Raw genomic sequence first — 22872 nt, forward strand, 5'->3', positions numbered from 1 at the left:
GGGACAAGCCGGACAAGCCCGGCCATGACGAAAGTCATACCGCCATGGTGGCGCGACTATCCGGTTGGCAAGCGCTCGAACCAATCACGGCTTGAGGATGAATATCGGCGAGTTGGTCAGCGTGACCTGGTTGCCGGAGATCGGATTGATGTTACCCGACACATCCTGGTATCGGCGATAGCCCGGATTGAGCGGAAGAACCGTCGGGTTTCCGCTCGAGTCCCAGGCCAGTATCACGGAGGATCCGTCCGCGCGCCTATAGGTCCCCTGCCAGGTGGTGCCATTGTCGAAACTCGGCCGGGCCAGTCGGAGGGTGATGTCGACCGGTTGTTCCGCGCCGTAGCCGAACGCAACCGTCGGGACCACCGACCGGCAATCTGGGCTCTTGGTGATCGCCATGATCGGATTCTGCTGGAGCGTATAGTCCAACGACGTCGCCGGGGCATTCTGGCCACCGGTGAAGGTTATCGGTTGCTGAGAGCCATTGTACTCGACGAGGCCGGTCCAGACCGTGAGGTTGTTGTACGATCCCTTGATCAGGCTCTGGTTGAAGCTGCCGAACCATTGCGTGCCGGGCTCGGAGTCGATCGCGCCGGGGGTCTCGAATTCGATCCGGGCAAAAGTACGCGTGGTCGTCGGCGTCCCCTGGATCTGGAAGTCGACAGCGTCGCCCGCGACGTTGACGACGCTGATCGCGAGACCATCAGCGGCAATCACCCGCCAGGACGTGGGGGCCGATCCGCCGATCACGGCTCCGCTTGCGGTGGGGTTGCTGATCCGATTCGGGCCGGCTTGGCGCGCGATCGGTTGGGCCGGCGTCGTACCGACGAACTGGCCCAGCAGGGCGTAGGCTGTTCCGGCCGCGTTGAGACTCGTTCCCTGCCCGCCCCAGAGATAACCGAGGGCGATATTATCGTAGGCATACCAGTAGGAGCGCGCCAGCCCGCCGGCCTGCATCAGCATGGTTGTCTTGACGGCGTACTCGGCGGACAGTTGCCGATTTTGTAGATAATTGGGATTCGTCAGGCAGTCCACCGCCTGACAGGACGGGAGCTGTCCGTTGGTTCCGTAGTTGTTCTTAAGCCAGACACCAAGGCCACCCTCGGTGCTCCACACGGCTTCGAGGCGGTAGGTCGCGGCGATGTTCTTGTATTTCTGGACGTCGATGATGGCCTGTTCGGCAAGGAGCGGATAGCTCGCCGGATCGATGACGCCCACATAGACATTGCCCTGACCGGTCTGGATGATGCGCTGGCTCATGAGCGTCTGGTCTCCGAGCTCCGCCCAATTCACCGGATAGCCATGATAGGCCAGAATGTCCGCACACGGCTGAGCGGTTGTCCTGCACAGCCTGAGAAACTCCATCATCCACGCGACGCCGTCGGTCGCAATCGTACCGCCCGTCGGATCGGAATAAACCGCCGGCGTCAAGACCTTCGCAGTTGGATCGATACTCTTTATAGTCTGATAGGCTTCCTGCGCCAACGCCACCATCGTCGGGATATCGCCCCTCCAAAAGCCGCTGTCGTTCGGCTCGTTCCATATTTCCCAGAATTTCACCCTCCCGGCGGCGTGACTCACCGCCGCTGAGATCCAGGCTGTCCAAAATTCCTTCTGGGGCGCCACACAGTTTCCATTAAAGCCCCACGCACATGGACCCGCGCTTTGATTGGACGACGCCCAGGACGGGGAGCCCCCCAGATTGAAAACAACGTCGGCGCCATTCGTCGCCGATCTCGCCACGATGGCGTCGAAAGCTGTCCAATCGTATTGACCAGGGCCGACGCTGATATCCCACCAATTCACATTGATTATCATGCGGCGCGAGCCGATTGGAAGCGTCGGCCACGGACTGGAATCGCTTAGAATGTGCATTCCGAAATAAGAGAGAGGAATCGGTGACTGGGCCGAGGCGGTTGCACTCAGAAACGATATCCCAAGCAGTAGGCCAAGTCGGATCAGCATGGTCGACATCGCCAGCTTCGTGCTTCTCCTCGATCCGGTGATTGAATGGGCTCGGATACGTTCGATGACGCTCTTGAGAGGGAAAATCCGCTCGCCGCCGTTCGAGATTCCCGCACCCACTTCCATTCGGCCCCTGCGATCTGCAATTAACATAATATGCTCAATGTTATATCATTTTGATATCATTCAGCTGCGGTAGCGCTGACCCGCCAGTATTAAATTAGAGGTCAAGATAACTGATCATGGTCACGTCGCGCCCGAGGACGCCTCTCCAGTCGCCCTCGAGCAGACGCGTCTCATCGGCAAACAGCGGACTGCCTGGATGGCACATGAGCTCGACCGTGCCGGTCCATGAGTACCCGGCGACAACCCGCTCATAAAGCGTAGCAAACTCGGTGAAGGCGTCTGTCGTGCGCGTGGAAACGATCGCAGTGAACGCCAGGTTCCACGCGGTCGTGGCCGCCTGTATTCCTGGTCGCCGGCGGCCGAGGTTGAAGATGTTGCGCCTCAGGCGCGCCTTACGGATGTTGAAGCGGAACTGAACGCGCTTGAAAACCGCGAACAGCGCCGGATGGGTATGGACGTGATGGTGCGAGTCGAGATGCGACACTGGTACGCGCAGGTCGCGAGCGCGCTCGACCTGCGCGCACCATTCACGGAACACCGCGTTCCTCGTCTCGCCGCTCAGCGCCATATTCCTGGTCCAGCCGGTTGCCAGCGCGCCGCTCTCGTCGCACAAGGCATCGAGCGCGCCACTGCGCGTCAATGGCGGAAATTCGGTGACGTTGAGGTGAACCCCGAACGAAGCCTGCGGGAAGTCCTGGAGCCGGGCCGCCGCGGCCTCCACCGCCGGCCCGTTCGCAAGGATGGTCGCGGAAGTAACGCTCCCGGCTTCGATCAGCCGAAAAATATCCTCGTTCACGACGCGGTCGTACCCAAGATCGTCGGCGTTGACGATCAGGCGCCTCATGCGGCGACTTTGTCGCCGGCCAAATCGCTCGCATCCAGGGCAATCACGGCCCCGTTCTCAAGGTCGGCAGTTGCAAGATCGAGCGCCAGGAGGACTCTGCCTGCTTCCTCCTTCTCGGTCGAGAAGCGCATGTCCTCGAACACCTTGAGCAGCGGCTTGTTCTTGGACGTCGGCCGCAGATCGGCCAGCAGCTTTCGATGTCCGCGTTCGCGCGCGCGGCGCGCCAGCCAGCCGAACACGCAATGTTCGACGCGCTTCTGTGCCACGCGGCAGGACATGACGAAGTCCAGCAGCATGGGTTGCCCTGCGTCCTCGACGACGCTTGCAAATCCGACGATCCCATAGTTGCCGAAGCGATCTTCGCATTCCATGGCAAGGCAGAGATTCCCGGGAGCGCGGAGAAGCCGGTCAAACGCCTCCGCGTCGTAACTCCGGCCGGAGAGGTTGAGTTGATTGGTGCGTTCGATCAACTCGAGGCAGCGCAAGGTCTCCGCGGCGGTCGATGGCTTGAAGATGCGCAGTTTTATCGCGCATGAGCGGAGGAAGTCGAGATAATCGCCCGCGAAGACCTCGCGGGCGCGATCGCGATGCACCTCGGTGAGATAGGACAGCCGCCGCTGGCGGCTGGCCGACGTCACGGGCACATCGAACTCCGGCCGGTCAAGCACGGATTCGAGGCCCTGCTCCGAATAGACCCGCACCATCGGCAACGCGGTCCCGACCTCCTGCCTCTCGAAGGGAGAGTCGTCGATCAGCGCGAAGGTGTCGATGTTGATGTTGAGACGATCGGCGATCTGTTGCAGGTTGCCGCTTTTTTGGCCCCAGTTGATCGCCGGATAGAGGAAATAGTCGCTCAAGCCAAAATCGGCGATGACCGCCATGGCGTCGTCGTGATTGTTCTTGCTGACGACAGTCTGAATGATGCCACGGGCGTCGAGTTGCTTGATCAGCTCGACGGCCTCCGGTCGCAGCTTGAGGTTGGCCGCTCCGTCCTCGACGAGGATGCCCTGCCACAGCGTGTTGTCGAGATCCCAGGCGACGCATTTGACCTTGCGCGCCGGCCCGCGCACCTCTCCACCAACAACCGGGAGGCTCGCGCCCTGGCGCAGGACGACGAAATCAAGCCATGTGAAGATCAGCCGAACCTCGTGCTCGACTTCAGGCTCAATCGTCAGAAAATATTCCTTATCGGCGAGGTCGCGCGGAAGAGGCACGGGAATGGAGAAGAAGTTCGATCCCGGCGCCACCTCGACCGCATGGCGGAAGATGGTCGCACCGTCGACCCGCAAATTGAGCGCCAAGCGAAACCGCGAGCTTTCCGGGCTAAAGCATTCGATGACAAAGGCGTTGTATTGATCGTTGGCCCGGCCCAAATGACGAAAGACCCGACTGCGCAGCTTGGCCAGGAGGTCATGGGAGACGCTGTTCGCCGCATCGATATGCTTGACCGCCGAATGGGTCACATTCGCCATGGCGACGGCGGCATCGTCGAACCGCTCGATCACCTGCTGCGCCCGGGTCGAGACCAGGCAGCCGGTCAGTTCGGTCTCGAGCTTGGCCCAGCGGCGGAAGCGAATGTCGGCGCCGAAGCCGAGCCCGCCGCTGGCGGCGGTGTTACGAACGATACCATAGGCAAATCGCGCACAACGCCCGTCGCCACGGGGAACGTACAGGCGGCACGTCGAATAGCATTGCGGCACGGCGCATTCGACGCAGTGCTCCTGCCAGTGCAGCAGCATCACGCCAGCCACATCTGTCACGGGGAGACGCGAGCGAATTTCCGGGATTGGCTCCTCGGTGCTCGCCGAGATGTCTGCCCGCGCCCATTCAGACTGATACATGTCCGTTACCCGACCTGCCCCGAGGCGCGCTGGAAGTACCAGCGCCTCATCGAGGCATAGTAGAGAAACTTGTCATTGAGATGACTGCTAACATAGCGACTCACATGCTTATCACGTCCCGTACTTATCACGTCCCGTAATGGTCGTAGGCCGACCCGCCTTCCAAAGGCACCTAGATGAGGCTTTGTGTCGATCATTCAGCCGGTGGATCGCGACGGCCGGGAATAGATTGCGGCGGGCAGGTCTGCCCATTCACCTCGCTCAGTCTCTGTGGCGTGGTCAGCAACAGCGCGCCCAGTGACGGATCCTCCAGCACCACACCCGCGCCGCGAAAGAACGTGTTTCCGGAAATCAGATTGTACTTCGGTTGTCCGGGCTGCTCCTGCAGCAGTTCGGCCAGATGCGGATAGCGCGAGCGGTAGGGCTCCCGGTCGTAGGGAACCGCGACGAGCCTGCGGCGAATCTCGGATGACGGATCGTTCACCGAGGCTTTGGCCCAGCTCAAGCCGCGCCCGTCGAGCAGGACCCCGAACTGATCTGCATCGGTGATCGTATTTTCCATGACGATATTATCGCGGCCGCCGCCAACCAGGATTCCCCGCCGTAGGCTCGCGATCACGTTGCGCCAGACGACGATGCCGCTTGCGGCATCGTCGAGGTAAATGCCGTTCACGTCCCGATTGGGTGCCGGCGTAATTCCGTGGATGACGTTGCCGTCGATGCAGGTGCCGCGCGCGCTCCAGTCCCTCCCCGTGTAGATCGCCGCGCAGTCGCCACACTCGGACATGGTGCGCGAGATGTCGTTGTGCCGGATGAGATGATCGTTGCCCTGGAAGCCGATCGCCTGAGACGGCGCGTCGCTGAGGACATTGCCTTCGACGACGATTCCGACGCCATCGATCCGGATTCCATCCCGTCCGCTGCGGATGCGCCGCCCGAAGCGAAACAGAATGTTGGAGAGGATTCTGTGCCCAGCGGAGACGAGGTTTTGCCGGTCCCCACCGGTGACCCAAGCGCCTTCGTCGCCGGTATCGTGGATCACGGAGTTCTGGAGCAGAAAGTCGCGACCGCCCTCGACGGCGACCCCGCGCATCCCGGTGTCCGCCACCTGGATATGATCTAATTGCACGTCGTCGCTGTTGACGACCCGGATGGCGTCGCCGCGCACGCCCAGCACGCCGATCCCTTCGATCCGCACGTGTCGCGCGCCCGTAATGACGACCGCGTTGTTCAGGACGGATGCCTGGATGGTCCGCGCGTCATTGACGGGCGCCCAGACCGCCAGAACGCGATTGGCGCGGTCGAGATAGAACTGGTTGGGCGCGCTGAACAGGCTTGGCGGGCCCTCCAGCGCGGCAAAATCGCGCCATCTCGGTGGATAGTCGAACGGACGTCCTGTCCGGATGACGCCCGAGACGGCGTCGACATCAGCGACCTGGACACGCTGGTAACCCCACTCGACGCCGGGAAATCCCGCGAACCAGACGTCGGTGCGGCCGGCAACGGCGGAGACCGGCGCGTCGCGGATCACCACCCGCGATCTATCGACGCCGCGCTCGATTTCTGAATAGCCAGAGGCGGGCCACCGGGCCGGGGTCAAGGGCGTGTCGCCGACGAAGAACTCCATCTCCGCCGCATGACGAGGGAGCGAGTGCCCTCGCGGCAGTTCCATTCCAAGATCGGGAAATTCGGATTGCGGCAGGGAGTAATATCTTATCTTGCCGCGCGCGATCGCGGGGAGTTGGTCTTCGATATGCTTCGCCGGAGGGATGACGCTCTCGACTTTTTTCCAGCCGACGAGGCGCACGTCGGCACCGGGCTTTGCCTTGAGCGTGATCCCCCCTTCGCCTGCGAGGCCCGCGTCGATAACGATAGGCTTGTCCAGGAAATAGGTTCCAGCCTGCAATTCGACCTCAAGCAGCGTCGCGGAATCGGAAACGCGCCGTCTGGCGGCTTCCTCCAGCGCGGCGCTCAAGCCCAGGGGTCCGTCCGGCGACCGGCGCGGGTTAGTCGCCCCGTCGGGAGCAACCAACAGCCGCTGCGGCTGCCGATCGGCCCGGACCGCCTCGCCGCCGACCGATGAACCAGCGGTCGCGAGCAACGCCCACAGGGCGATCGACGGTGCAGACACGATCAATCGTCGGGATAACATCTCTTCCAAACCCTCACATGTCTTATCACCGAACGGCGCGCAGGCCGGCGGTCAAGGTGGTATGCAATGGAAGCCGATCCATCCTGGCTTGGGGTTAAATAGCCTCTTCAATAGAGACTGGCGAGAACCACCAGGCGAGACGGCTGGCTCCATCGCAGATGGCACGCTGCGGAATGCCTGCAGGACTGTTGCTTGCGAAACTAGCCCGGCGTGGCAACTACATCGAATGAGCGATAGTCAATGATGATGTGCGACTTGAAACCTGTCCCGTCAATACGCATTGTGCGCCCGGATCACTTCAAAAAAAGTTCTCAATATGATCCTGATATCGAGCGCAACGCTCCAATTATCAATATACCAAAGATCCAGCGCAATTCGCCGCTCCATGAGCTCTAGTCGTGGCGTACCGCCTCGATAACCGTGCACCTGCGCCCAGCCCGTGATTCCCGGCTTCACGTGATGGCGGAACGAATAGTTCGCAATCATGCGTCCGTACTCGTAGTCATGGATCAAGGCGTGCGGACGTGGCCCGACGAGGGACATATGCCCCTGAAGGACGTTCAACAATTGGGGCAGTTCGTCGATGCTGGTGTAGCGGAGGATGCGTCCGACGCGAGTGACACGTGGATCGCTTGTTGTGGCCTGCACCACGGCAGTGCCGTCCTCCAGTACCTTCATGGTCCGCAACTTGTAGATGGTAAAGGACCGGCCATTGAAGCCATGGCGTTGCTGCCGGAAGATGACTGGCCCACGTGATTCAAGCTTGATCGCAATTGCCGCTGGGAACAACAGCGGCGTAAGCATCACCAGCGCAGTCGCGGCGACCGTCACGTCAAGGAGCCGCTTTACCCCACGCTCGAGCGCGGTCAGAGGGGTGCGCTGCAATTCGACCATATACAATCGCTGCAGCATCGAGGTCTGGCGCTGGAGCACCGTCGACACCGCACGATCGGGAAGCAGGCGCACCGGAAGTGGGAGCCCCCTTAACCGATCGAGGAGCATTTCAATGTCTTCCGTCTGTGACCACGACAGTGCGAGGACGATCTCCTCTGCCGCGGCCTCCCGCACACGATCCAGCACCGTTTCGGCGTACGCCTTCGATTTGGGCGGGTTTCCTCGTTCAGTGCTCGGCAAGATGACGCGTCCGACTTCGTCAAGACCGAACCTGACCAGAAGATCGCGCTGCGCGAAGGAAGCCAACTCGCTTTTCGTTCCAATCACGATCGCCCGCCGGCCGCGAATCGCGCCTGTCATCAGAGCCACGCGCAGGCGCCGCTTGGCCAGTCGCCGCACAACAACGAGACCGATCCCTCCAAGGACGAAAAGGCAAACGATCGAGCCGCGCGAGGCCTCCGCAACGGATTTGAAAAGAAACAGGATGACGACGAGAACCGGAATGGCGATGCTCCAGCAGGTCCAGACCCGCCCGCTGTCCTGCTCTCGCTCGAGCAGTTCGTTCAGCTGATAGAGACCAAGACAATGCGCCGCGAGGACAAAGGCAAGGCTCACCACCAATCCCAAGCCCGCATAGACGCGGGGATCGCCGGTTCCGGCGCTGAGAACGCCCTGATAGAGCAGGCCACTCAAGGAGCCTGCCGCAACGATGACCAGAACATCGGTCAACGCGAACAGCGGCTCGATCAAGCCGAACGGGACGCTGATGCGAGGCCTTGATGGGCTCTCGAAGGTTGCCGACGGTTCGGTTGCGTCACTTCGGTCGGTTGCGTCGGTCACGGAACGCCAACTCCAATGGTGCTCCTGGGTAACACATTATATATATCATAATTATGATATTTAACCATTGATTAACGCTGCGCGCGTTGCGGTTGCCCCGACCCGACGTTACGCAAAACTGCCGGATCCAGCGCGGATTCTGGCATAATACAGCCGGGCTCGCTGGATCGAGCCCGGCACGTGCTCTGGCGCGCGCGCTAACGCGCCGGCTGCACCTCGGACTTTGTCTGGAGCAGTTTCGACAGCGCGATTTCGTTCACAACCGGCGGGGTTTGCTTGAGCAATTCCGTCACATAGGCGCGACGATTGGCCTCGACGCGTTCAGCTCGCATGCGCTGTACCAGCGCGTCCCTTACCTCCGCATACGGCCGCGTGTGGGCTGGCTCAGTATCCAACAGCTTCACGATGTGCCAGCCGTCATCGAGCCGGATGGCATCGGTGACGCCTGATTTCGGCAGTCCCGTGACCTGGCCGCGAATTTCGCCGCGCAGATCGGGCTCGTTCACCCAGCCGATCTCGCCGTCACGCTCCGACGACACAGACTCTTCGGATGAGCTACGCGCGATCGCTCCGAAATCCGCGCCGGACTGCTTGACCTTCTTCACGACGTCATCGAGTTTCTTTCGCGCGGCGTCCTCGGCGGCCTTGTCCGCATCCTTCGGCACGGCGACCAGGATCTGGGCCAGGCGGAACCGGCGCGGGACGAGCAGCGCGCTGGCGTTGGCCTCATACACGCTTTTGATCTCGGCTTCACTCGGGAAACTGTCCGGCGGTGCCGTCACGGATTGGAGATAGCTCTCGACGATCAGGCTTTCGCGCGCGCGAGCAAGCTGGTCAACGACGGCCGGCTGCTGCTCCCATTTCTTGGCCATCGCCTCTTTGAGCACAAGGCGATTGGCGAGGATCGCCCGCACCGTCTGGCTGAGCAGAGCCGGATCGCGTGCTAATGCGGCCTGCTGGCGCGCATCGAGCAGCTCGATCGTCGCACGCACCTGTTCCGCCGTGACGTCGCTGTCGCCGACCCGCGCAATGACCTCGCTGCCCTTCGCCACGCCCGATGTCTCCTCCATGGTTGGCGGCCGCGCGGAAGCCGCCGGAGCGGGGCGCACGGGTGTCGGCGTCGGCTGCGGCGCGTTGCGGGTCTGGGCCACGGCCACGGACGAGGTCGCAACGAAGAGCGCGCCCGCAAGCATGGCGGTCTTGAATGCATCATGGGTCATGGCTTGGCCTTCTGTTCGATGATCTTGTCACGGTAGTCCTGGGCGGCGTTCTGATGCTCGACCCGCTTCAACCCGAATACGGGATCGTGGTCGAGGACCTTCTCGAACGGGTCCATCGCCTCGTATTTGGTCACGACCTCGTTGGCGGTCTTCACAAGCTGAACGTTCCTGGCCTCGCAGGCCTTGGTGCTCGCCTTGAACGCGGTTGCTTCGGCCTCGAACTTGGCGCGCTCGGCATCCTTGGCCCGCGCCACGCCCGCCGCCTCGCCATAGGCGACCTTCCACTTCTCGAGTGAATCGTCGCGCTCGGTGAGGCGCTCGTTGAAGTCCTTCACGGCCTGGCGATAGGCCTGCTCCGCCTCCTTGACCTGAGCGCGGAACGCTTCATTCTGCTTGCGCAGACGCTCACGTTCCTGCTCGGCCGCCGTCAGCTTGGCCTGGAGCGCGGCACGCTGATCTTCCGCCGCCCTCGCCTGCGCGGTGGCGGTTCGCAACGCTTCGCGCAGACGATCGCCTTCCTGGTCCGCATGCGCGATCGAGGAGACCATCAACCCCAATGCGACCAGGGAGGAAACACGCAACAGCCGCATGATCAGAACCTCGCGTTGAGATCGAGCTGGACGACGTCGACGGCGTAAGGCAGCCCGGCAATGCTGTTGGCGCTCATCCAGCGCATCGTGGCCCAGACATTCTCGCCGAGGCCGACATTGCCGCCGATGAAGTAACCCTTGAGGTTGGTGCCGCCGAGCCCGAAATCGGAATCGACGAATGCATCGACCGTCGCATCCGATTCCAGATATTTGTAGCCGACATGCGCGTTCCAATCCCAGAGATGCTTGATCTCTTTGTCACCCACAGTGAGGCGTGCGAGCCAGCCCTGGTTACCACCGTTGAATGGGCCTGGCGCGCCACTTGACGTGGGTGCGAAGTTATTGACCGCGACGGCAGAGATGGCGGCACGATCGAACGCCGTGTTCCAGACGTATTCCGCATCGAGAATAATGTGGATCGGATTGAACTGGGAGAAGTCGAGCTGGGCACTGGCGACAACGGGCCGGAAGTCGCTGGCAAGACCGTAGTACTGATAGTTCAGCGTGGTGACGGGTGTCGTCACTGACGGAATATTGCGCAGCTGCATGTAGGTGTTGCCCTTCTGCGCAAACAAGGGACGCAACAAATCGGTGTCGCAGCTATCGCTGACGCTGACGACCAAGCAGGTGCTGGAGAGTTTGCCCCGCATATTCGTGAAGTCGTAATAGGCCACCGCCATTGTCAGGTTGGTCTCGGGATCAAACCTGGCGCCGAAGCCGGTCTGCGCGCCGAACAGCCATCTGTCGCGGCTAGGAGACTTGATCGGCCCGTTCAAGGTGGCGGTGTTGAGCCCCGCGTTCAAATCGGTGTTGAAGATCGGAAAGGCGCCACCGACGAAGAAGGGTGTGAAGCCCTCGTCGACTTCATGCCTGGCCTGGATCGCAAATCCATCGAAGCCGAGCTCCTTGTACCAAGCGAGATCGGTCGGCGACCAGAACGGGTTGTCGAACCGGCCGACCGAGCCCACGAAATCCTGCACGGGCTGGTACTTGATGAAGGCGCGGTCGAGCCACAGTGCGTATTTCGAGAAGTCCCCGCCATTGCCGCCAAAGGTCTGATTGGTGGAAACCGGTGAGCTGCTATCCCCCGTCGCGATCCGCAGGCCCGCCGAGAAGCCGTCATACAGATCGACGTCGGCGCCAAGCCGGGCGCGGAAGCGGAAACGGTTTCGATCCTGGGTCGTGTTGTAGGTCGGCGGGAAATAGGGGTTGACGGCGTTGCCATTGTCCTCGAGGAACGGGTTGCCCGTGTTGATCGCGTTGTAATTTTCGAGCGGCAGGTTACCTGCCGGGACATGATCGCCCTCGTACCGCGCGCGGATGTCGCCGTAGAACCGGATGCGCTGCGCCCATTCCGGATATTTGCCGGGCGACGCCCAGTTCTCCTTCTCCGCCTTCGCCATGACCTCAGCGCGAATTTCGTCGCGCAGCTGTTTCTTGACGATCTCGGGGACGTAAGTGACGCGCTTGGTGCCGGGCGGCGAGACCGCATCCGTCGCGGTCGTAGCCGCCTTCTCGGCACCTTCCGCTTTCGTGGTGGCATCGCGCGTCGCCTGACGGGCGACATAGGCCTCGTCATCCGCCTGCTTGATCAGGGCCGCCGCCTGGTCTTCGCTGAGCGTGCCCTGCTTCACCAGCAGATTGATCAGGTTGACGGTCGCGTTCGATGATGGCGGCGCGTCGCGCGACACCGTCGGACGTTTGCCCGATGGAGTATCGTCTTGGGCCGAGGCGGTGCCGGAAAGCGCAAGCAGGATGGCTGCGGTCCCCGCAAGCTGTCGCTTCGTCATCTCTACACGCCACATGGCATCAACCCTTCTTCACTCTTAAACTCGTTTGCGACGACGGCTCTCGCCGTTCCGCCCTCTCCTCACCCCGGACTATGCGCCGTGACTTGCATCACGATCGGCATCGGCATTTCCTTCGGCGGCGGCTCGCGCAACGTCATGCCGCTGAGAACCTGGTCGCGGATCACCGTGTCGAGCTCGCTGTTGCCGGTCGAGGACACCAGCTGCACACGCGTGATCCGGCCGGTCGGATCCGGCCATAACCGAACCCTGACCCGCATCACGGCGTGACGCGTCTTGTCGTTCGCACGCAGCGCCGCCTCGATCTGCGCCTGCACGATGCTGGCATACCAACCCCATTTGCTGCCGCCGCCACCGCCGCCTCCTCCGCCGCCGATCAGTCCGCCCTTGCCGCCCTTCAACGTGCCGGGCCCAGCCGTGTTGGCTTCGATCGAGGGCGGGCTGTCCATCGGCGTGTCGGGCGCATCCGGCGGCGCTTCCTTCGGGATGTCGACCGGCTTCTCCTCGATCATCTCCTGCTTCACTGGGGTCTGCTCGACCATCTTCTGCTCGGGCTGCTGCTCCGGCGGCGGTGGTGGAGGCGGAGGTGGCGGCGGCACGATCATCGTCACCTGGAGCTCGTTCACCTTGCGCGGCGGGTTCTTGTCGCCGCTCAAGAGAACCATGATGCCGCCGACCATCAACGCGAGCACCAACAGACCGCCGCCGCCCAGCAGCAGATAGCGCCGCCAGGCCGGTCCTTCGTTCTCCTCGGTGGTGTCGCGCTGATCCATCGGCGTTACATGCGCTCTTGTTCACCGTGCCACCGGCTTGGTCGCCATGCCGACCTGGGTGAAGTTGAGGCGGCCGAGCATGTCGAGCACGTCGACGACGTTCTGGTACTGGGTCTGAGCGTCGCCGCGCACGACGATCGGAAATTCCGGCGTCAACGCGCGCTGCTGCACCAGCCGCTGCTCGAGCTCGGGCAGCGTCACCGGGATCGTGTCGAGGAACAGCTTGCCGTCATTGGCGACCGTGATCGCCTTGGTGGTCTGCTGCGCGAGGCTCGGCGCCGCGCTCGCCTTCGGCAGGTTCACCTTCATGCCCTGCACGGTCGCCGTGGTCATGATGATGAAGATCACAAGCAGCACGTAAGCGAGATCGAGCATCGGCGTGATGTTGATGTCGTCGTACGGCTTGTTTTCGGACTGGACTTGCATGGGTTCACTCCGCCGCCTGCTTCACCGGCTCATCCGGAAGCTCGTAGGACTCCGCGATCCGCGTGATGAATTCGTCGACGAAGACCTGCATCTCGCTGGAGACGTCCTTGATGCGGATCGTCAGGTAGTTGTAGGCAAACAGCGAGGGGATCGCGACGCCGAGGCCGGCGACGGTGGCGACCAGCGCGGCCGCGATGCCCGGCGCGATCGCGTTGACGTTGACGTCGCCGGAGGCCGCGATCGCCGCAAAGGTGATCATGACGCCGACGACGGTGCCGAGCAGTCCGAGGAACGGACCGCCGGAGATCGCGATGGTCAGCATCACCATCAAGCGGTTGAGGCGCTGGCTCTCCCGCACGAAGCCGCTGTCGAGCACGGCGCGGATCGACTGGATCGCCTGCGGCGACAGCCGGCGATAGCCGCCACCCGCAAAGCGCCGCCGGATCTCCTTCGCACCGGCTGCGAACAGACGGTAGAGCGGCGCGGCGTGGACCGACTTGCGCTGCTTCTTGCCCATCTCGCCGCCGAAGCTTGGATCGTTCTCCTCGCTGTCGAGCTGAAGCAGCCCGCCGATATCGGTCGAGGTCTCGCGGAAATGCCCGAGGAAAAGCTCGTTGCCTCGAGTGACCCGGTTCAGATACGAGATGCGATCGACCATGACGTACCAGCTGATGAACGCCATGATGCCGAGCAGCCCGATGACGACCCAGCCGTCGAGCGTCACCGAGCGCAGGATCACGCCGAAATAGCCGCCGCTGAACCAGCCCGAGGTCTCCTCGTCGACGCTGAACGAGATCAGCTTGGCCTGGTCAGGCCCCTGCCCGATCGCACCCAGCTTGATGAAGCCGGCCGGACGCGCGACCTTCGCGATCTGGAATTCATCGACGTCGCCGGCAAATCCCGTAGCCGGGGCCGCCGGTGCAGCCGCGGGCGCCGGCGCTTGTGCAGCATCTCCCGCGGCAGGAGCCGCCGCTGCGTCGGCCGCCGGAGCAGCCGCGGCCGGAGCCGCGGCCGGAGCTGCCGCAGCCGCGCCGAGCTGCGCTACGCCTGTCATGGTGGGCAGGCTTGCGGCCAGTGTCGCGGCCTGATTGCCATCGACATAGAGCGTGATCTGTCCGCCCTTCGCCGTGAAGGCGATCTGATGCCAGCCGCCAGCCGTGATCGCCGCGCCGCCGGCGCTCCGCTGCGTATTGCCGCCATTTGCGACTTCGACGAACGCGACACCGTTGTCCAGTCCGACGGTGAGCCCGTTCGCACCTTCGGTACGAGAGAACAGCACGGCCCCCGGCTGCGGCGCGGTCATCTTGAGCCAGAGCGACCAGGTCAGCTCGCCGCCCTCGGCAAGCACGAGCGACGGCGATCCGGGAAGTGCGATCGCGGTCTGTCCGTCGAGGCGCGCGCCCTGCCCGATGATGGCGCCGTCAGCTGCCGGCACCGCATTCTGTGCCGAGTTCGCCCAGGCCGTGATGTCCTGCGCCGGCGTTCCGCGATCGTTGAAATGATAGACCAGCAGGGTGTCCGGATCGTAGGTCCCCTTGGCATCGACCGCAGCCGGCGCCTTCTGGTTTCCGTAGTAGAGCCAGATGTCGTTCTTCGTGCCCGGCTTCAGGTCAGGAACGCTGACCCACACCAATGCCTCGCCGAGCAGTGAATCGTATTTCTCGACATGATGCTTCAGCGGCGTCTTGTCGTCGCCCGCGATAAAGCGAAGATCGCCGCCGTCCTCCTTGGCCGCGCCAAAGCGGAAATTGCCAACATGCAGCCGCACCAGGATCGGCGCCGTGCCGATGGCGTCGCTGATCCCGGCGCCGGACTGGCCGGTGTCGATCGTGATCTTCTTGCGCAACGTCCACTGATCGTTCCACCACGCCGACGCAGGCTTCGGCCACAGCACGGCCGCGAGAACGAGAAGCAGCATCAGCGGTGCGCTCACGCCGTATCGGCGCCGTGATCCAAAGCGAAGGAGCGACATCTAGAATTCTCCCCAGACCCGAAAGCTGAACCGTGGATGGTTGGCGACAGTGACCTGCTGGCTGGTCAGCGGCATGCCGACGAAAACGATGCTGTTGAAGTAACGAAGCGCCTTCATGCGCATGCCGACGCCATAGCTCGCGAGGTCGAAATGCGACTGCTGGTCGGTCAACGGCTCATGGATCCTGGCGTTGGCGCCGTCGACGAAGGCAAAGAAGCGCCACTCGTCGAACGCATTGTACTTGATCGGCTCGCCCATCGGATTGGGCAGCGTCTGCTGCAGGTATTGCGCGAGGTTGGGTGTGCGCATTTCCAGCGTCCCGGCGACGCCGTAATCGCCGAGAACCTCGGATTCGAGATAGCCGCGCACCGTGTCCTGTCCGCCGAGGCTGAACTGCTCGCTCGACACCAGCGGCTGATCGGCCGCCTGGCCCTGGAGTTTTGCGTAGAGCTGGAAGCCGCCGGCAAAATCCTGGGTGTGCGAGATGTCGGCGTGCAACGTGATGAAGCTCGCGGTGGCATCGAAACGCTTGGCGTCGAACTCGTCGCGGCTGGAGCCGATGCCGCGCAGGCCGGCGGTGACCGTGGCGTTGAGCTGCGTGAGGTGCCCGTCGCCCTGCCAGGTCGCACCGTAACTGGCGACCAGCGGCACATAGGTCACGGGCGAGTCGAAGGCGTCGGTGCCCAGTTTCAGTGATTGCTTGAAATCCTTGTAGTCGACGCCGAGCGACAGGGTCTGGAACAGGTCACCCTTCGACGGCAGCGTCAGCACCGCGCGCCCGCCGACCACCTGGCCGGGACCGACGACGTTCGCGCCGCCGACGGTTGCGACCGAACTATCCGAGACCAGGCCGTAGACGAGAATGCTGAGCCAATCGATCTCCGTGCGCGCCAGATATGAGCCGGAGACGACCATCGCGTCCTTCGGATTCATCGGCGCGATCTGGTAGGTCCAGGTCATGGAGTGGCCGAGCTGCCAGAGGTCGTCGTAGTGCATCGAAACGCTGGTCCGCAGCGGCGTGGTGCTCGGGCTCTGCTTGTTGTTGAGCTCGACACTGCCGTGCAGCGGAAAGGTATCCTCGACATTGAGGTCGACATCGACCGTTCCGGGCGCCACGCCCGCGCGCAACGCCGGCGTGATGCGCCGGTCAGCCCAGCGATTGAGCGCGACGATGTCCTTCGTCACGTCCTCGAAATTGGGCAGCGTCCCCTCCTTCAATGAGGGAGCGTTGTCCTTGATGTTCTTGAGGTCGAAATAGCGCGAGCCCTTGACGCGCAAACGCCCGACCCGGCTCTCGGTGACCTTGAGCACGATGAAGCCACGTTGGGCATCCTGCTGCGGGACACCCACGCTCACGGTCTGAAGACCCTTGTCGTGATAGGCCTTCTCCACAGCGGCGCGCGCCTTCTCGACGTCCTGTGCGCTCTTGTTCGGACCGAGGAAGGGATAGACCGCGGCCTCGACCTCGATCTGCGGCAGGTTGTCCGCGCCCTCGACGCGAAACTCGTCGATGTCGAAATGGGCCTCCGGAGCCGCCGGCTTGGCTGGCTCCGTGGCATTCTTTGCCGGTGCGCCTTCCGCAGGCTTCGCCGGCGCAGGTTTGGTGGCGCCGGCCTCGGGCTTCGCAGCCGCGGGCCTCGCACAGACCGCGCAGATCAACAGACCGCAGAGGACAAGCTGCGAAGCGCATGCGGCGGCCGACCGGCCTCTCCGCACCGCGCGCAACCGAAGACGCGCATGACGACGCGCGCTCCTCTCATACAGACCACGCGAATTCACCACAGCCTCGATATCATTCTCGCATTGCGGCCAGCCTGTGCCGACCGCGATGATGTTCGGACAGCCCGAACCCACCGGCACGCGCCAGTCTGCCGGGCTTATCCGATAGACGTCGCGCCCGCGGCGCCCGCGAAAAGATTCTCGAGCTCTTCGACGCGAAGCGACGGCTGAAGTGGTGATTCCACGCAACATGACACGACTATCGTTAGACATCTGTTATCGACTAACAGTTCGTCACATTATCGTTGTGCGCCCTCTCTACCGTTCCGCAAAATTCGGGGTTTAATAAGTGGGGCGTAACATGACTATCGACATCATCTCCAACCTGCGCAGCCTGCTGCTCGCCGAATACGTCGACTTCGACCGGCGACTGACGCGCCGCCTCGGCTCGCCGGACCTCGCCTCCGAGGCCCTCAACGAGACCTATCTCCGTCTCGCCGGCATGCGGGAGATCGGGGCCGTGCGCAGCCCCAAGGCCTATCTGTTTCGGATCGCCCTTAATATCGCCACCGATCGCCGCCGCGCCGAGAAGCGCCGCCTCACCTCCGACGAGGTCGATGCCGTGCTCGAGATCCCGGACGATCGGCCGGATGCTGCGCGGGTGATCGAGGATCGCTCGGATGTCGAGCTGCTGAAGCGCGCGATCGCCGAGCTTCCGGAGCGCCGGCGCCGCGTCCTGATGCTCTCGCGCATTGAGGGTCTGCCCAACCGCGAGATCGCCGCCCTCCTCGGCGTCACAGTCCGGACCGTCGAGACCGACCTCAAACAGGCGGTCGAGCACTGCGCCGAGCGCCTCAAAAGACCCGTGCGTGACAAATTCGGTTTTCAGCGCGTCGCATCGTCTCACCTACAGAGATATGTCGATCGGGGCCATCCGCTCATGACCGGCATGGGCGGGAAAGCGCTGGATCGTGACGAAGCGAAACCATCAGGTCGATCACTTAGATCCGTTAGTCCGTGAGGCATTGTCGTGGATCATGCGCCTCAAATCGGGCGAGGCGACGATCGCCGATGCCGAACAACTGATGGATTGGCGCGGCAGAAGTTCCGCCCATGAACATGCATTCCGCGATGCCGTAAAATGCTGGCGCGCGATCGGCCAGGCGCTGGCGACCAGCCGCCCGGCGCCTGCTGTGCGGCGCCGGCGTCCAACGGGCAGTAAGAAGCGGGCATGACGGCTTGGGCTTGATTGAGAGCCCCCCATCGCAGCACGTATCAGATCGACAGATGCCGGATCAGCGCAGGTCGGATGGCGATTTTCGCTCGGCTGCGCTGCGCAGGCGCGTGTTGAGCTCGGCAAAATTGATCGTGCCGCCGACAGCAGTCCGGATGTGGCCACGAGTTGCACCACCATTACTGCTACCGCCAGCACTGACGGATGACCGTCCGAAAGTGGGCTGGGGAACTGAGCCGGTGACGGCAACGCCGTTGGCGGCCAGATGCGCGCGGACTCGCGTGCAATATTCGACCGACAGATAGGAGAACCGGGTCTCGCCATGGCCGGCGCGATATTTCATCGTCGCCGTGCAGAGATCGCCACCGGCCCGGCGCCAGGCGCCGGCGAGATATTGCACGCCATAATGGACATTGACCTCGGGAGTGGCGAGTTCCGACGGCGTTCCGGCAAAGCCCATCATCCGCGCCGTCGGCAACATCACCTGCATCAATCCGACCTCGCCGTCCAAGCCGACCACGGCAGGATTGTACCTGCTCTCGACCGCCATCACGGCATCCACAAGCGCCGGTGGCAGGCCGAAGGCGAGCGATTCACGCTCGATGAGCTGACGATATTCGGCCCGGCCAGCGCGCCAGTCGCGGCCGAACACTGCGCTGCTTCGGAACGAGTAGTTGGCCAGCAGCGGATTCGCCGGCGGGAAATCGGCGGCCGTGAGCGGCCGCGGCGCGAAGCGCTCGAGCACCAGCGGCTGGGGCGCGCCATCACCTGCTTCAATTGATGGAGCGGCCGTGGCGCCAATCTCGGCTCCGTGGCTGCTTTCATCCTCTTGCGCCCTCGCCTGCCCGTTCAGGACGGCGAGCAGGCACAGCGCCATCGCCGGCCACAATAGGTGTGCTGGCGGGAGGGTCATGGCTCGTGCACGGGATTTCGACATCAGCGATGCGGGAGCACGTTGGCGATGGGCGGCGGACGAAAGGGTGTGGCCGAACGGCCGTAGTTGGAGCCATATTGCTGGCGGACGGCCGCCTCATTGGCATTGCCCACGCGCACGTCGGACGATCGCGCATCGATCGGAGGCAGGTTGAGCGACGGATTGACCTTGTCCACCTCGCGACGAAGCTTCTCATTCAGACAGCCGAACGCGCTGTTGCCTCCGATCTGAACGTCGACGCAACGTTGAACTGTGGAACTGGTCCCGCCACCAACAATCGTGCCCTCCCGCGGCCCAGCCGGCGAAGTGGCCGGCGGATTGAGCGGGCCTGGAGCCTGCGCCATCACCGGGATTGCCATGGTCGCGACGAGACAGGCCGCCAGGCAGCCTCGACGGGGAAATCCAAACCTCGACAGAGCATCGCCCATGCCGCGAAGCCTCCATTAGCCAGCGCGCCTGATGCCGGGAACCTGCGCGATGATATCATTGCCGGACACCCGCCCCGGTTGAGACTCTCATGCTAACATAGCTCGCCGAAATTGACGCGTCCCGATTTGAGAAAGGCGCGCGCCTTCCGTCCCCTCGGCCTGCTGCCGCCATCACTCAGAGCCTGCTTCGAACCACCTTGATATCGTTGACGAGAAGCGCCCCGTTGTCGACCGTCCCGACCGCCGTGTTGATGAAATTGAGAACCTTGGTGAGGTCGACCTGAGGCGCGTTGGCGGCATAAAGCACGTCGAAGGGGCGCATCTGCATCTTGGTGGCGACGAAATAGCCCGCCGGGTCCTGGAAATTGACGTTGAAGACGATCGGAACGGTCTCGCCGTCGTATTTCGAACAGTCGATGCCGAGCTGCTTTGCGACGTCGCGCGGCTCGCGGCGATAGAGAAACACCGAGGCCGGATCGGCTTGCAGGTCGAGCAGGCCTCCGGCCTTGGCGACGGCCTGCGTCAGATTGATGCGCCATGCGTCAAAGTTGAATTCGCCCTGCTGGCCGGTCGCGCCAAAGGCAACGAACTTCATTGGCTCACGGTAGAGATAAATGCGGTCCCCCGGCTGCACGAAGACGTTGCTCGCGGGGAAATAGACCAAATTTCCGAACGGCAGCGTTGCGCGTTTGCCACCGCGCTCGAGGACCACCCAGGTTTCCCAGCCGGCGCCGCTGATGCCGCCGGCACGAGTGATCGCGTCGGTGATCCGATCCTGCGCGCCGGCAGCCGGCATCGGGAAGCGTACCGGCGTCCTGACCTCGCCGAACACGCTGACTAGCGATGAGCGCTGCTGGCTCGATGTGACGACGACTTGCGGATCGATCGCGCGCTTCTTGATCTGCGCGAGGATGTCATCTTGGATCTGCACGTTGGTGCGACCCGCCGCGCGTATCCTGCCGGCATAGGGCACCGTGATGTTGCCGTCGTTGTCGACGGCCTGATCCGGCAGGTTGACGAAGTTGCCCGGTCGGACGCCGGCTTCGAGCGGGACGTACAGACCGCCGGCCGAAGCCTCAAAGATGGTGACGCTAACGATATCGCCGATGCCGAAATGGATGCTTGAGGGAGGACGGCTATCCGCCAGACCACCTGGCAGTCCGTTAGGCTCGAACTTCTCCAATTGGCGCACGATGTCGGGTGTAAGCTTGACGACGGCGTACGACAGCACGCTGGTATTTTCTGCCTTGACGTCGACGCTCGCCGGCCCAGACATCGAAATAAATCCGCAGCCGCCCAGCAGCGTGGAGCAGATCAGATAACACGCGATCGCCAGACAGTTTCTCAATCGCATGATCGTTTCGCGCTCAGCCTACGTACGCTTGCCAAGCCCGCACGGCGCGGCGCGCCTGCACGCTTTCCGCAACCAGTTGCGGATCAGCTTGTGGTTCCTGCTTCATAGACGCCGCAGATGCGGCGACCACGAAAACAAGATGCGCGATATGGCTCGGAGAGTGCGCGGGAGACCTTCAGAAAAGCAGCCGCGAAATAGTGAACGATCGACGCACCGGGCAGCGGCTGACGTCAGCGGTGCCGGCAGATTCGCAACCACCGAACCGATTTGATCAACTGGTAGGCCTTTCGTCCGGATCGCGGCGGCGGCTCATGGCCACATCGGCCAGCCGAAACGCGCAGCGATCTTCACGTCCCCGAGAGGAGCTTGCGTAGGCGCGCGACTTCGAGCCGGGTTTCCTCGAACACGAGCGTCAGAAGCGCGTTCTCGCGCTTGAGGTCTTCGATGCGGCGAAGGCCGCTTCTTTCATCCTGTTTCAAGCCGAGATCGTAGACGTTCTCGCTGGAATCTTGCGGCGCGGACTTAAGGCAAGCCAGTTCCATCGCATTTGTCGCGCGCATTTCTACCCCCCAAACAAAAACACACGCCCGACATCGAGCGTTCACAAGAACAGCAGCCCACTGCCTTCGCGACGTCTATTTGCCATTCTTGTAAGAATGTTTCTTATCGTTGCTGTGACCAATACTAAAAACAATTTCAGATTTGCGAAGAAAAACGATCGTTATGTTGGGTGAAATGCGGTCATTGCGTGACGACGGCGCAATTTCGACCGATCGTCGCGAATTCCTAACCCGGAAATAGCGACAGTCCGACCACGTGCGTTCGAGGTACGGCCGTCATCTCTATGGCCCCGCAACGACGCACAGGCCTGGCACTATCGCTTGCATTCAGATCACGCGAAGACGCTCGCCCGCCGCCGGTGCGACGCGGTTCACCGACTACCGCGGCCACTGCTGCGCGAATGGATTGGCTAAATTGGCCGGCTGCTGTCCGCGCTGCATGTTCGCATTCGTCAGCGTTGGAAGAACACCGGGCGCCTTCGCGTTGACAGCCAGCGCGGGCGGTGGAGGTGGCGGCGGAGCCGCAGCGAGCGCCGCGGGCGGTCCCGGCTTCAGGTCGGGAGGCGGCATGTCGAGAACTGTATTGTCCAGCCCCTTAGCCAACTCAACCTGACGGGGCCGCACGTCGTGCAACGTCCATCCCTGATGGTTCTGTCCCCGCTTCAGCCGCAGCACGGCCTTGCTGGTGGAGTCGATGAACAATCCGATCCTCTCACTCGATCCGGCGACGGTGCCGAGCAACGTGAGCTGCGGCTTCTCCGGCTCCTGCCGCGGTGGCGCAGCGACCGGTGCCGGAGCGGAGCGCGCCAGCAGTTCGGGGCGCGGCGCCGGACGGCGCGACGGCGCAAATAACGGTTGATCGCGGGTCGCGGACAAACGCGCCATGGGAATTGACCAGAGCGGATTGCCGCTGGTGATGCGCTCAGTCGATTGCGCAGCCGCGACAGCTGGCACTGCGGGCAGCGTCGCGGCGGGCGGCGCAGCCGCAGCTGGTGTCGGCTCCGCGGACTTTGGCGCAAACAGATCACCGCCACCGGGATCGACGGTCTGCGCGCCCATCGTCAGCGGCGTATTCGCGGCCAGCGCCGAGGCATGGCCGATCAGCAACGAACCAATCAGCAGTGCAAGTGCGCGCATTTCCCCGCATTTCCCCGGATCGACATAACGGCGAGAAATAACGTTCGCATCTCTC

19 protein-coding genes are annotated in these 22872 nt (G+C 62.9%); 2 read left to right on the forward strand and 17 right to left on the reverse strand.

Features of this window, described 5'->3' with window-relative positions; translation table 11 throughout:
- Positions 1-84: 84 nt before the first annotated feature.
- From ACP2YP_RS23340 to ACP2YP_RS23395, 12 genes are all read right to left on the reverse strand, one after another.
- On the reverse strand, positions 85-2091 hold the full coding sequence (locus ACP2YP_RS23340; RefSeq protein ID WP_426418677.1) for a hypothetical protein: 2007 nt from the start codon (positions 2089-2091) through the stop codon (positions 85-87).
- A 94-nt stretch (positions 2092-2185) separates the two neighbouring features.
- Positions 2186-2935 (reverse strand): carbohydrate deacetylase, encoded by a 750-nt coding sequence (locus ACP2YP_RS23345; protein WP_426418678.1) that lies wholly within the window; start codon positions 2933-2935, stop codon positions 2186-2188.
- Positions 2932-4695 carry an HAD-IIIC family phosphatase gene (locus ACP2YP_RS23350; RefSeq protein WP_426418679.1) on the reverse strand — a complete coding sequence of 588 codons (1764 nt, stop codon included), beginning with the start codon at positions 4693-4695 and terminating at the stop codon, positions 2932-2934. The genes ACP2YP_RS23345 and ACP2YP_RS23350 overlap by 4 nt, the downstream gene beginning before the upstream one ends.
- A gap of 274 nt (positions 4696-4969) precedes the next feature.
- Positions 4970-6907: a right-handed parallel beta-helix repeat-containing protein gene (locus ACP2YP_RS23355; RefSeq protein WP_426426238.1), complete on the reverse strand. Its 1938-nt coding sequence runs from the start codon at positions 6905-6907 to the stop codon at positions 4970-4972.
- 291 nt (positions 6908-7198) lie between these two features.
- Positions 7199-8662, reverse strand: a complete 1464-nt coding sequence (locus ACP2YP_RS23360) for an undecaprenyl-phosphate glucose phosphotransferase (RefSeq protein ID WP_426418680.1) — start codon at positions 8660-8662, stop codon at positions 7199-7201.
- A 197-nt stretch (positions 8663-8859) separates the two neighbouring features.
- A complete protein-coding gene (locus ACP2YP_RS23365; protein ID WP_426418681.1) occupies positions 8860-9882 on the reverse strand; it encodes a peptidylprolyl isomerase in 1023 nt (340 codons plus the stop codon).
- Entirely contained in the window at positions 9879-10472 is a 594-nt protein-coding gene (locus tag ACP2YP_RS23370) for a hypothetical protein (protein WP_426418682.1), read from the reverse strand. The genes ACP2YP_RS23365 and ACP2YP_RS23370 overlap by 4 nt, the downstream gene beginning before the upstream one ends.
- A 2-nt stretch (positions 10473-10474) precedes the next feature.
- Entirely contained in the window at positions 10475-12262 is a 1788-nt protein-coding gene (locus ACP2YP_RS23375) for a putative porin (protein WP_426418683.1), read from the reverse strand.
- Between the two features lie 80 nt (positions 12263-12342).
- A complete protein-coding gene (locus tag ACP2YP_RS23380; protein ID WP_426418684.1) occupies positions 12343-13053 on the reverse strand; it encodes an energy transducer TonB family protein in 711 nt (236 codons plus the stop codon).
- Positions 13054-13074: 21 nt separating this feature from the next.
- Positions 13075-13479 (reverse strand): ExbD/TolR family protein, encoded by a 405-nt coding sequence (locus tag ACP2YP_RS23385; protein ID WP_426418685.1) that lies wholly within the window; start codon positions 13477-13479, stop codon positions 13075-13077.
- Positions 13480-13483: 4 nt separating this feature from the next.
- Positions 13484-15451, reverse strand: a complete 1968-nt coding sequence (locus ACP2YP_RS23390; RefSeq protein ID WP_426418686.1) for a DUF2341 domain-containing protein — start codon at positions 15449-15451, stop codon at positions 13484-13486.
- Positions 15452-17311, reverse strand: a complete 1860-nt coding sequence (locus ACP2YP_RS23395; protein WP_426418687.1) for a ShlB/FhaC/HecB family hemolysin secretion/activation protein — start codon at positions 17309-17311, stop codon at positions 15452-15454.
- Between the two features lie 220 nt (positions 17312-17531).
- Between ACP2YP_RS23395 and ACP2YP_RS23400 the strand changes: the two genes are divergently transcribed.
- Positions 17532-18191 carry an RNA polymerase sigma factor gene (locus ACP2YP_RS23400; protein ID WP_426418688.1) on the forward strand — a complete coding sequence of 220 codons (660 nt, stop codon included), beginning with the start codon at positions 17532-17534 and terminating at the stop codon, positions 18189-18191.
- Between the two features lie 16 nt (positions 18192-18207).
- Complete coding sequence (locus tag ACP2YP_RS23405) at positions 18208-18405, forward strand: FecR/PupR family sigma factor regulator (RefSeq protein ID WP_426418689.1); 198 nt, start codon at positions 18208-18210, stop codon at positions 18403-18405.
- Between the two features lie 60 nt (positions 18406-18465).
- Here the strand turns inward: ACP2YP_RS23405 and ACP2YP_RS23410 are convergent, their stop codons facing one another.
- From ACP2YP_RS23410 to ACP2YP_RS23430, 5 genes are all read right to left on the reverse strand, one after another.
- Positions 18466-19317, reverse strand: a complete 852-nt coding sequence (locus ACP2YP_RS23410; RefSeq protein WP_426418690.1) for a lytic transglycosylase domain-containing protein — start codon at positions 19315-19317, stop codon at positions 18466-18468.
- A gap of 23 nt (positions 19318-19340) precedes the next feature.
- A complete protein-coding gene (locus ACP2YP_RS23415) occupies positions 19341-19766 on the reverse strand; it encodes a hypothetical protein (RefSeq protein WP_426418691.1) in 426 nt (141 codons plus the stop codon).
- A 175-nt stretch (positions 19767-19941) separates the two neighbouring features.
- Positions 19942-21120, reverse strand: coding sequence for a polysaccharide biosynthesis/export family protein (locus ACP2YP_RS23420; protein WP_426418692.1), 1179 nt, complete (start codon positions 21118-21120; stop codon positions 19942-19944).
- Between the two features lie 347 nt (positions 21121-21467).
- Positions 21468-21680: a hypothetical protein gene (locus tag ACP2YP_RS23425; protein ID WP_426418693.1), complete on the reverse strand. Its 213-nt coding sequence runs from the start codon at positions 21678-21680 to the stop codon at positions 21468-21470.
- Between the two features lie 378 nt (positions 21681-22058).
- Positions 22059-22817: a hypothetical protein gene (locus tag ACP2YP_RS23430; protein ID WP_426418694.1), complete on the reverse strand. Its 759-nt coding sequence runs from the start codon at positions 22815-22817 to the stop codon at positions 22059-22061.
- Positions 22818-22872: the final 55 nt, after the last annotated feature.

It is taken from the genome of Bradyrhizobium genosp. A (assembly GCF_049949275.1).
Classification (GTDB): Bacteria; Pseudomonadota; Alphaproteobacteria; order Rhizobiales; family Xanthobacteraceae; genus Bradyrhizobium.